At 53.4% G+C, this 311-nt stretch carries 1 rRNA gene; it reads left to right on the forward strand.

The annotated features are described in order from the left end of the window. Positions 1–256: ribosomal RNA gene (locus tag DK254_RS05670) — 16S ribosomal RNA — on the forward strand; the annotation flags it as partial. Between the last annotated feature and the right edge of the window lie 55 nt (positions 257–311).

Here is a 311-nt window from a genome sequence, read left to right on the forward strand (position 1 = left end):
AAAACCGATCGTAGTCCGGATCGCAGTCTGCAACTCGACTGCGTGAAGTCGGAATCGCTAGTAATCGTGAATCAGAATGTCACGGTGAATACGTTCCCGGGCCTTGTACACACCGCCCGTCACACCATGGGAGTGGGTTGCTCCAGAAGTAGCTAGTCTAACCTTCGGGGGGACGGTTACCACGGAGTGATTCATGACTGGGGTGAAGTCGTAACAAGGTAGCCGTAGGGGAACCTGCGGCTGGATCACCTCCTTAATCGAAGATCCCGGCTTTCTCATAAGCTCCCACACGAATTGCTTGATTCACTGGT

This window comes from Pseudomonas sp. RW407 (assembly GCF_003176655.1).
In the GTDB taxonomy this organism is placed as follows: domain Bacteria; phylum Pseudomonadota; class Gammaproteobacteria; order Pseudomonadales; family Pseudomonadaceae; genus Pseudomonas; species Pseudomonas delhiensis.